Annotated in this window: 7 protein-coding genes and 1 rRNA gene; 5 read left to right on the top strand and 3 right to left on the bottom strand. The window is 40.9% G+C overall.

Annotated elements, in window-relative coordinates:
* The first annotated feature begins 2 nt into the window (after positions 1 to 2).
* A 5S ribosomal RNA gene (gene rrf, locus NBH06_RS13205) occupies positions 3 to 108 on the top strand.
* 491 nt (positions 109 to 599) lie between these two features.
* Here the strand turns inward: rrf and NBH06_RS13200 are convergent.
* Complete coding sequence (locus NBH06_RS13200) at positions 600 to 1,685, bottom strand: hypothetical protein (RefSeq protein ID WP_250794762.1); 1,086 nt, start codon at positions 1,683 to 1,685, stop codon at positions 600 to 602.
* 190 nt (positions 1,686 to 1,875) lie between these two features.
* On the opposite strand from NBH06_RS13200, the gene NBH06_RS13195 reads away from it, so the two are divergent.
* The 4 genes from NBH06_RS13195 to NBH06_RS13180 all read left to right on the top strand — a co-directional run bounded on the left by NBH06_RS13195 (position 1,876) and on the right by NBH06_RS13180 (position 8,549).
* Positions 1,876 to 3,042 (top strand): exo-beta-N-acetylmuramidase NamZ family protein, encoded by a 1,167-nt coding sequence (locus NBH06_RS13195; protein WP_250794766.1) that lies wholly within the window; start codon positions 1,876 to 1,878, stop codon positions 3,040 to 3,042.
* A gap of 25 nt (positions 3,043 to 3,067) precedes the next feature.
* Entirely contained in the window at positions 3,068 to 4,534 is a 1,467-nt protein-coding gene (locus NBH06_RS13190; protein ID WP_250794760.1) for a sodium:solute symporter, read from the top strand.
* Positions 4,535 to 4,539: 5 nt separating this feature from the next.
* Positions 4,540 to 7,023, top strand: a complete 2,484-nt coding sequence (locus NBH06_RS13185; protein WP_250794758.1) for a bifunctional glycoside hydrolase family 9 protein/polysaccharide deacetylase — start codon at positions 4,540 to 4,542, stop codon at positions 7,021 to 7,023.
* A gap of 176 nt (positions 7,024 to 7,199) precedes the next feature.
* Positions 7,200 to 8,549: an MATE family efflux transporter gene (locus tag NBH06_RS13180; protein ID WP_250794756.1), complete on the top strand. Its 1,350-nt coding sequence runs from the start codon at positions 7,200 to 7,202 to the stop codon at positions 8,547 to 8,549.
* 199 nt (positions 8,550 to 8,748) lie between these two features.
* Here NBH06_RS13180 and NBH06_RS13175 read toward each other — a convergent pair whose 3' ends face one another.
* Positions 8,749 to 9,264, bottom strand: coding sequence for a glutathione S-transferase family protein (locus tag NBH06_RS13175; protein WP_250794754.1), 516 nt, complete (start codon positions 9,262 to 9,264; stop codon positions 8,749 to 8,751).
* A 37-nt stretch (positions 9,265 to 9,301) separates the two neighbouring features.
* Positions 9,302 to 9,847 carry an AAA family ATPase gene (locus NBH06_RS13170; protein ID WP_250794752.1) on the bottom strand — a complete coding sequence of 182 codons (546 nt, stop codon included), beginning with the start codon at positions 9,845 to 9,847 and terminating at the stop codon, positions 9,302 to 9,304.
* Positions 9,848 to 9,890 lie beyond the last annotated feature (43 nt).

The raw sequence follows: 9,890 nt of genomic DNA, 5'->3' as shown, positions 1-9,890 counted from the left end.
CAGGCGGTTACAGCGCGGGGGATCCACCTCTACCCATTCCGAACAGAGAAGTTAAGCCCCGCCACGCCGATGGTACTGCGCAAGTGGGAGAGTAGGTAGCCGCCAACTTATAGGAGAGAGAGCCGGAGAGGGAGAACCCCTTCGGCTCTCTCTCTTTTTGTATATAGGACTCACAACGAGGCAAGGCAGGAGAGACACATGAACGCCCCCAAAGTCACATCGTTTCCATGATTACCCCTCTCCCCCTGTACCGGAATGCCGAACAGGAGAGAAGTACAAACACGATATATAAGAAAGTATTACCCTCCCCCTTTACCGTGTCCCGTAACACGGCATAGGAGAAAGGCGAATACAGTTATCTCGTTTGTTAAAACGATGTAACAAAAGGGCGTTAAACCTCCTCTCCTATATTTTGCTACGCAAAACACAGGGGAGCTGTCCAAAGGACGGAGGGGTTAAATATACAAACAAAAATCCCTTCCTATCTTTTTACTCCCACCCCGAAGAAGTGTTGATACCCTCGGTAACGAGTGCAGAGAGGAATAGTACGATTACCGGACTTATGGCTATTTCGACGCCCTTCGATTTGATATATACTGTTAGAACTCGTGTATTTTGAAAGGTTTGTTACCAATTTGGGAAGCTAAGCGAGGAAACCCGCTATTGTACATTTTACCGGTCTTAAAGAGAACAAGACTTTCAGCACCGCTCAATAGGAACATATCGAGGAAGGTTTTCATATAGGCCGAAGTATCGGTCGTTTTGTATCTGATGTGAATCACTTTTCCGGGTATAATATAGGTGCGGGGTAGTGTACTCGCTTTTGCAAGGAAACGTTCACTGTCGGAGGTTACTAATATTTTGTAAAATTCGGGTAAAGTATCTATGAATTTTTTTAATTCGATATAGCATTGTTCTATTAGTAGCTTCTGTTCTCTGGAAGGAAGCATTTCGTCCATACCCTCTGAGTCTTTGAAATCACCGAGTAATTCGAGGAATCGGAAGGACGCGGCCACATATTTTTCGCCGATGTTTTTCTGATGTAAATCAATGAGCGATTGTAGTTTTTCGGAGGGTGTGAAAAGTTCTCTGAATAAGTTTGGAAACGCTTGGGTATGTATGATGCTGTTGGTGTAGATGTGATGTTGTAGATATTGAGAGTTTAGAACGGTATCGTCGAATATTTTTTTATCGATGATACTTTGTCTGGAAGCATGAATATTAGGCAATGTGTCGATGACTACGATTTTAGAGTCGGATAGAGAGTATTTGATTTTTTCTTGTTCTATAATCCAGTTAATTTTATTGGGGAGCAAGTATTCGGTCAATTCGAACGGATAGGTCCAGTTGATTTTGAAGTCGATGTGTTTTTCCTTGCATAAGGAGTAAATAGACAATATTCCCCGTAGCTTGTCTGCCAATCCAGGATTGTAAATGGTATTGTCTACCATTATGATTACGCATTTGTTCCCTGTATGAATGCATGGTGAGTCGCTTGTTCCCGTTGAATAACGTTGTTGCAATAAATCGATAAACCATCTTGCAGACTCCTCTTTCATCTTTTTTACGGTTTTGGAAGATGGAGATTTATAGACCGAGTTGCAATAGTTTAGAATACGATTATATATGGAGGTAAACATGAACTTGCAATTCTTATGAAATGATTGTTGGGTATACTTAATCATTGAAAATGGGTGTTTGTATCATATTGATTTTTCTTAGACAAATATATAATATTATATTTTAAAAGGGAACGACTTTCTATATAGTTTATAAAATCTATTAAATATTTTTATACGGGTTGTCTTGTTTTGAAAATATGTTTACATTTACAAATAAATTGTGAAATATAGTGCTATGAGACGGATAAATGCCATGGGAAAGCAAATCTTATTTTTATTGTTCATTTGTAGTATTTCTATTGTTCAAGCCGAGGAAAACCGTGTTATCGTAGGGGCTGAAAGAACGGCTGAATATTATCCTCTTTTGGAAGGAAAACGAGTAGCCGTTTTTTCCAATCATACGGGTATGATTGGTAATAGACATTTAGTAGATGTTCTGGTCGGAGAGGGTTTGAATGTGGTAACTATATTCTCTCCCGAGCATGGGTTTCGAGGAAAAGCCGATGCCGGAGAGCATGTGTCGGGGTCGATCGATCCTAAGACAGGAATAAAAATAAGTTCGCTGTATGATGGAAAATCAGGACGTCCGTCGGACGAATCTATGCGTATGTTCGATGTTTTGGTAGTCGATATTCAAGATGTGGGACTACGGTTTTATACCTACTATATTTCAATGGTTAAGTTGATGGATGCATGTGCCGAACATGGTCGTATGGTGATTGTTTTGGATCGTCCGAATCCTAACGGTCATTATATCGACGGGCCTATTCTTGATATGAAATATAAATCAGGAGTAGGTTGGTTGCCTATACCGGTAGTGCACGGTATGACTTTGGGAGAATTGGCTCGTATGGTAAACGGGGAGCGTTGGCTCTCCGAGGGTCGCATTTGTGATTTGACTGTGATACCGTGTAAAAATTATACACATCGAACTATGTATGAACTTCCCATTCCTCCTTCTCCTAATTTGCCGAATATGAAATCGATATATCTTTATCCGTCGACTTGTTATTTCGAGGCGACTCCGGTAAGTTTGGGCCGGGGAACCGATTGGCCGTTTCAAATTTATGGACATCCCAACATGGTAGGTTATACATTCTCTTTTACTCCTCGTAGTGTGCCGGGAGCGAAAAATCCTCCTTTGTTGAATAAGAAATGTTACGGTGTGGATTTGACTCGATTATCCAATGAAGAAATATGGGAAAAGGGTATTAATTTCGATTATGTGATAGATGCTTATCGCAACCTTAATTTAGGAGATCATTTCTTTCGCCCGTTTTTCGAGAAATTGATAGGTGTGGATTATGTACGTGAAATGATAAAGGCGGGGAAATCGTCCGAAGAAATAAAGGCTATGTGGCATGATGACGTAGAAAAATTCAGAGAGCAACGTCGTCCTTATTTATTATATGAAGAGTAATAACCATTAAATTTAATAAAAACAAATGACACCTGCTGTTGTCTTGATCGCCATTTTTGCTTATTTCATTGTGTTGTTCGGTATTTCCTATATAGTAGGACATAGAGCCGATAACCAGGGCTTTTTTGTGGGTAATCGTAAATCTCCCTGGTATGTTGTAGCTTTTGCCATGATTGGCTCTATGATTTCAGGCGTAACATTCATTTCGGTTCCGGGTATGGTTGCGGCCAGCGGCTTTTCCTATTTACAAATGGTTTTAGGTTTCGTGGTCGGACAGATACTGATTGCTTATGTGCTGGTTCCGCTATTTTATAAAATGAACTTAGTTTCCATTTATGAGTATTTGGAGAACCGGTTCGGCATGTCTTCCTATCGTACGGGAGCTTGGTTTTTCTTCATATCCAAGATGCTCGGTGCTGCGGTAAGATTGTTTTTGGTCTGTGTGGTTTTGCAGTTACTCGTTTTCGGGCCGATGAAGTTACCATTTCTTTTAAATGTAATTTTTACAGTTGGATTAGTTTGGCTTTATACCTTTCGAGGTGGAGTAAAGTCATTGATTTGGACCGATACGTTGAAAACCGTGTGTCTCATTGTTTCTGTCATATTGTGTATTTATTATATCGCTACCGATTTGCATTTGGACTTTGGCGGTTTATGGCAGACGATAAATCAATCGGATATGTCGCGCATGTTCTATTTTGACGATGTGGACGACAAGCGATATTTCTTTAAACAATTCTTGGCAGGGGTCTTTACGATGATTGCCATGAATGGTCTCGACCAAGACATGATGCAACGAAATTTGAGTTGCAAGAACTTCAAGGATTCTCAAAAAAATATGATAACTAGCGGTATTTCGCAGTTTTTCGTAATATCCCTGTTTTTGATGCTGGGCGTTCTTTTGTATGTATATGCCGAGATAAACGGCATTCAAGCTCCACAAAAGAGTGACGAATTGTTTCCTATGATTGCGACGCAAGGATATTTTCCTGTAATTGTCGGAATTTTGTTTGTCGTCGGACTTATATCCTCGGCATATTCGGCGGCAGGCTCGGCTTTGACCGCATTGACAACTTCGTTTACAGTCGATATTCTGGGTGTGAAAGGTAAAAGCGAAGACCAAGTTGTCAGGCTTCGTAAGCGAGTGCATGTGGGTATGGCCGTGGTTATGGGTATTGTGATTTTTGTTTTTAACTTGCTCAATAATACGAGTGTCATCGATGCCGTTTATATTTTAGCCAGTTATACCTATGGTCCTATATTGGGGTTATTTGCTTTTGGTATATTTGTAAAGAAGCAGGTAAAAGATAAGTACATACCATTGGTTGCCATACTTTCCCCTATTCTTTGCTTTATATTAGATCGGAATTCTCAGACTTGGTTCGGAGGGTATTCGTTCAGTTATGAATTACTGATATTGAATGCTCTGTTCACATTCATAGGTTTATTGTTCCTGATAAGGAAACAGACCCCTGGATCCACAAAATCATAAGGTGTATGAAGTACAGTATTTCCGGTATCATAATAGGGCTTGTTTCTCTTCTTTCATCTGTGTCTGCGGGCGAATGGATTCGTATCAATCAATTAGGTTATTTGCCCGAATCTCCTAAGGTAGCGGTATTTATGAGCGAAGGAAAAGCTGCTGTGGAAGAATATGTACTTGTCGAGGTGTTTACCGGGGAGATTGTGAAGCGGTTTGATAATCCGAAAAAGGCGAATACATGGGGACGTATGCAGTCTGTTTATCGTCTCGATTTCAGCGATTTTAAAACAGAGGGAACTTATGTGTTAAGAGTAGGGGAAACTATGTCTCCTCGGTTTGTCATAGGCAATCGGGTATATGACGGAACCGCCGATTTCATCTTGCGGTATATGCGACAGCAACGTTGCGGTTTTAATCCGTTCGAACAGGACAGTTGCCATATCCACGATGGGTATATCGTTTATCACCCGACGAGAAATGGCGAACGAATCGACGTTCGGGGAGGTTGGCATGATGCGAGCGACCAGTTACAATATGTCACCACATCGGCTAATGCTACCTATCAAATGATGTTTGCCTATTTGAAAAATCCGGAGGTCTATGGAGATGCGTATGATGCATACGGTTTACCCGGAGCAAACGGCATTCCCGATATTGTCGATGAGATTAAATGGGGGTTGGATTGGCTTAATCGTATGAATCCCTTGAAAGGCGAAATGTACAATCAAATTGCCGACGACCGAGATCACAAAGGCTTTAAATTACCCTCGCAAGACCATATAGATTATGGTTGGGGGAAAGGTACGGGACGTCCTGTTTATTATTGTTCGGGAAAGCCTCAGGTGCGAGGCGAGTTCTCCAATGCAACGACTGGTGTTGCCAGTACGGCTGGGAAATATGCATCTTGCTTCGCATTGGGAGCCGAGATATTGAAAGATTTTTATCCCGATATGGCCGATACTTTGCTTGTTAAAGCTCGTGAGGCCTATTGGCATGGAGCGAATAATCCCGGAGTTTGCCAAACAGCTTCGGTCGTTTCTCCATACATTTATGAGGAGTGTAACTGGACTGACGACATGGAATTGGCAGCCGTTCAATTATATGTATCTACGGGAGAAACCTCTTTTTTACAAGAAGCTGTCGAATATGGAAGATTCGAACCGGTTACACCGTGGATGGGAGCCGATAGTGCTCGTCACTATCAATGGTATCCTTTTATTAATTTAGGGCATTATCATTTGGCGAGTGTGAGCGATTCGCGCATAAGTAAGGAGTTTGGACGCAATTTGCGTAGTGGTATCGAACGAGTTTATGAACGGGCGCAGGGAAATCCTTTTTTGAATGGAATCCCGGCAATATGGTGTTCCAATAATTTGACAGTCGCTATGGCTACACAATGTCGCCTTTATCGTGAATTGACAGGTGATAACCGATATCGGGAGATGGAGTCCTCGTTGATCGATTGGTTATTCGGGTGCAATCCGTGGGGTACGAGTATGATTACCGAGTTGCCTTTATGGGGCGATTATCCCGTCGATCCGCACACGCCGTTAGTCGCTTTGGGTGTTGGTACGACGGTCGGTGGATTGGTCGATGGCCCCGTATATTCGTCCATCTTCGATAGTTTGAGGGGCGTTCGTTTGACGAGAAGAGATCCTTATGCCCGTTTTCAATCAGAGATAGTATATCATGACGATATACAAGATTACTCTACGAATGAACCTACGATGGACGGAACGGCCAGCCTCAGTTATTTGCTGTCATCTCTGCAAAAGGAGGGTATGAAATCTTGCGGATTGGATAGAAACGAGTATGCTTATGGAGGAATCGTCCGTACCGATGCCGAGAAGAAACAAATTTCGCTTGTTTTTACGGCTGCTGATAAGAGCGATGGTGCTCGGCGTATTTTAGAAGTTTTGGGAAAATGCGATGTGAAAGGTTCATTTTTCTTCACCGGCGAATTTTATGAGCGTTTCCCCGAGACTATACAGACTTTGTACAATACCGGACACTATGTAGGGGCTCACGGCGATGCGCATCTGTTATATTGTGCTTGGGAAAATCGGGACTCTACTTTGGTAAGTCAAGCACAGTTCGAGCAAGACATGTTAGATGTATATGCTCGCATGCGCAAATCTGGTATAGATGTATCGCGATCCAATCTGTTCATTCCTCCTTATGAATATTATAATGAGAAGATTTCAGCTTGGGCGAGAGGATTAGGGTTAAGGCTTGTGAATTTTACTCCCGGCACATGGACCAATGCCGACTATACGACTCCCGATATGAAGAATTATCGTAGTAGCGAGTCTATATACGATAGGGTAATGGAGGTCGAAAAACGCAATGGATTGAATGGTCATATTATGTTGTTTCATTTAGGAACCGATGACAAACGTACCGATAAGTTTTATGAGCGCTATCTCGAACGGCTTATTCGTGTATTGCAGAGAGAAGGATATACATTCGTCGCACTTCCCGAAGCCGTGGGAAAATAAAAGACGATTCGGAATTTTTATAAAAGAATTTGGTTCGTAGCGAATTTAGACCCATCTTTGCACCCGAAAAATAAGGAAAATCCTCATCGGAGGGTATTATAATGATAGTTGTAATGCCGGATAAGATGAATGGTGAAAATCATTCTCTTGTCCGGCTTTTTCTTAAAAGTGGTTTTATGAAAGAATTGGATTTGACGAAAGGGAGTGTACTCAAAACGCTACTTCAATTTGCCGTTCCTTTTTTGATTGCGAATCTGCTTCAAGCTCTTTATGGCGGAGCCGATCTGTTTGTAGTAGGGTGGTTCGACGATGCCGCCAGTGTCGCTGCCGTTGCCATTGGTAGTCAGGTTATGCAGACGATTACAGGGATTATTTTAGGACTGACCACCGGTACTACGGTCGTTATAGCTATGGCAACGGGTGCGAAGAATTATCGCGATGTCGTGACTTCTATCGGTACGTCCATTTGCCTATTTGCTTCGGTCGGTTTGTTCTTGACGTTGATTATGGTTGTTTCTCATAATTATATTGCTGTTCTCATGCACACGCCGGTCGAGGCCATGCGTGATGCAAAACATTATTTACTGATTTGTTCGATAGGCATTCCGTTTATTATGGGATATAACGTTGTATGCGGGATTCTTCGAGGATTGGGCGATTCGAAAACTCCGCTTTATTTTGTCGCTTTGGCTTGTGTTATCAATATCGTGTTTGATGTCGTTCTTGTCGGTTTTTGTCATTTGAGAGCGGCAGGAGCAGCGATTGCCACGGTATCTTCACAAGGCATTAGTTTTTTAACGGCACTCTGGTTCCTTCATAAACGAGGATTTCATTTCCCTTTTTCCCGTCGGGATATTCGATTAAGTCCTATTCTTTCTCGCCGGATTTTTGTATTAGGAGCGCCTATCGCTTTACAGGATGCTTTGGTGAATGTATCATTTTTATTGATAACCGTTATTGTCAATCAAATGGGTGTTATTGCTTCGGCAGCATTGGGAGTCGTCGAGAAAATTATCGTATTTGCCATGTTGCCCCCGATGGCCATATCGTCGGCAGTAGCTACGATGACGGCTCAGAATTATGGGGCGGGATTGTTGTTGCGAATGAAACGCTGCCTTTATTCGGGAATTGGTATGGCATTGATATTCGGGGTATCGGTCTGCGTTTATTCCCAGTTTTTGCCCGATACGCTAACCGGAATCTTTACAAAAGATCCGGCTGTAATTGCAATGGCTTCCGAATACTTGCGTGGATATAGTATCGACTGTATTATCGTCAGTTTCGTGTTTTGTATCAATTCTTATTTCAGTGGGCAGGGAAATTCGTTATTCCCTATGATTCATAGTATAATAGCGACTTTCGTTTTTCGTGTCCCGTTATCTTATCTGTTCGGGCAGATAGACTCGGCATCATTACATCTGATGGGATTTGCTCCTCCTATTTCGACATTTGTTTCGTTGCTGATTTGTATTTGGTATATCAGACGAACGAACTGTAAATTGGAGTATAAATTCCGATCGTTGTAAACGATAAAATCTATTTTAGATTTTCATTGGTTTGACTAAATCAGTTGAGAAATAAAATTTTAGTGAATTAATTGAGTGGTGGCAGTAACGATTTGGCAACCGTGCGAATTTCAGTGCTTTTGTGTTGCTATGCTGTCAAATAACTCTTCTAAATGCAAAGTTGGAACAAATGTTCAACTGCAATATCTCAATCGAAAAACTATATGCAGTCAATGTCAATTTGATAAGTATCATTAATCAGAATGTGGTTATAGTTTCGTGACACACATTGTTCTAAATTATACTCGTTTGTTTTTATTATCTCTCCCAAAATTACATCAGAAGACAATCGTTTTTCTATGATTTTTTCAAATCGCAGAATATCATCAAAATGGGTTTCTATATATTTGCTACTGAATATTAAGCAAACATATTTGATTTGCCGCAAATCTTCAAGAGAGAAATCTTTTTCCCAACCAAATGGAATATAGCATCCTTCGACAATTAGATTTTGGGAATTTTCAAGACAAGTTGTTATCATTTCCCGAACAATCGGCCATAAATATTCTGTCAGTTCCGCAGTGTTACTATCAGCGGAAAGTTTGCACTGCCCGCTTCTGATAAGACCCATTTTCAAATGGTCTATCGACAAATAGGGGTATTTATATCTTTCCAACAGCCTTTGTGCCAATAAGGTCTTCCCCGTATGGGTATCTCCTGCAATAAGAATAATCATAGATATGTTTTTTCTATAAAGTGAATGGGGATTTCTATCATAAACGTTCCAAAACCCATTCTGCGCGTTTTTGTGGAGTTAAAAATGGAACATCAACAGTGTTATAGCCAAATTTTTCATACTCTTTTTTCAATGCCCAAAATGTTCTTTCTGCTTCGTCTATATTCTGTTTTCGTTCCGAATCATTAACATAAATCTCTTTCCAAAAGGGAAATACGAACACTTTGATATTATAGCGGTATTTGTTTGCTGCATCTACCATTCCGCTTGTTATCGGAATTCCTATCAATCGTGCATAGCCTAATGTATCAATAATGCCCCTATCGAAAAAGCATGGCTTGTCCATGTGTATAAACTCTTCAAAATCAACGATGGAACGTAGCAGCATCAAATTGGAATATCTGACTGTATTATTCCATGGGACAGCATCACCATTTGTCCTAACCTGATTTTTGATAATATCTCTTGCTACTTCCCGTACCGTCATATATCCCATATTTTCCAATATATTCAGTACAGTTGATTTACCGCTACCCGGTCCACCTGTAAAAATATAATAATTTGCATTTCCTATAATTGCCATATATATTATTATTGTAATTTTTGGAATAAATGGTTGCTTTTCA

Origin of the sequence: Barnesiella sp. B2-R-119, assembly GCF_023656675.1 — a bacterium.
GTDB lineage: Bacteria > Bacteroidota > Bacteroidia > Bacteroidales > Barnesiellaceae > Barnesiella > Barnesiella intestinihominis.
This window is presented reverse-complemented; position numbering and strand designations above follow the sequence as displayed.